This window comes from Micromonospora deserti (assembly GCF_003236335.1).
Classification (GTDB): domain Bacteria; phylum Actinomycetota; class Actinomycetes; order Mycobacteriales; family Micromonosporaceae; genus Micromonospora; species Micromonospora deserti.
The window spans coordinates 1-913 of record NZ_POUB01000519.1 but is presented as its reverse complement, the minus strand read 5'-3'; the positions used below and the strand labels follow the sequence as shown (position 1 = coordinate 913).

1 pseudogene is annotated in these 913 nt (G+C 70.4%); it reads left to right on the top strand.

The annotated features are described in order from the left end of the window. Positions 1 to 346 precede the first annotated feature (346 nt). Positions 347 to 913: pseudogene (locus C1I99_RS31685) on the top strand (hypothetical protein); the annotation flags it as partial.

Genomic DNA, 913 nt, shown 5'->3' with positions numbered 1-913 from the left:
CCCGACATCTGGCGTCGCTTCCGCCTCCCCGACAGCCGCGCCATCAACGCCGCCCCCTGGGAAGACGCCCGCGCCCAGCACGCACCCGTCGGCACCTGCCGCGCCACCCGCAACGGCAAACCCTGCGGCGGCTACCTCAACCCCGGGCCGCCGTACGCGGTCGGCCGGCGACAGCTCTACCCCACTGTCTGCGCCACGTGCGGCAACGAAGCCGCCGCCGCCGGACCGGCGCCGCCCCGCAAGAGAGGGGGACGCCGTTGGCCGCCCAGCCGCCCCAGTTCCGCAAGACCTCGGTGTCAACCGCGACCGAGAACGATCAGCACAACCCCCGGAGGTAGACACCACCATGCCGCGGATCCGCACGATCAAGCCGAGCTTCTTCAAGTCCGAGGACGTGTCGGTGCTGCCATTTCGCGCGCGCCTGACATGGATCGGTCTCTGGACGCACTGCGACGACCAGGGCCGCACCAAGGACAACGCCCGGCTGATCAAGGGCGACGTGTGGCCCCTCGACGACGTCTCCCTGCGGGACATCGAAGAGGACCTGGCCGTACTCGCCGCGAACGGGCGGATCATCCGCTACGAGGTCGCCGGCGTCAGGTACCTGGAGGTCGTCAACTGGCACGACCACCAGAAGATTTCGAAGCCGTCGCCGAGCCGCATCCCGGGACCCGAGGCAGGCACACCCGTCGATGCCTCGCCGGTCGAGCCTCCAACCTGGCGACTGGACCCGGATGAGGCCGCGTCCGCGCAGGTCAGCGGCCCTTCCCGGAACGCTCCCGGAAGACTCCCGGAAGACTCCCCGAACCCTCCCGGTGGGAAGGGAAGGGAAAAGGAAGGGAAGGGAAGGGAAGGGACGCGCGCGCGAGGCCACACCGGACCGGAACCCGCCGCCGAACCACCGGCCCAGAGC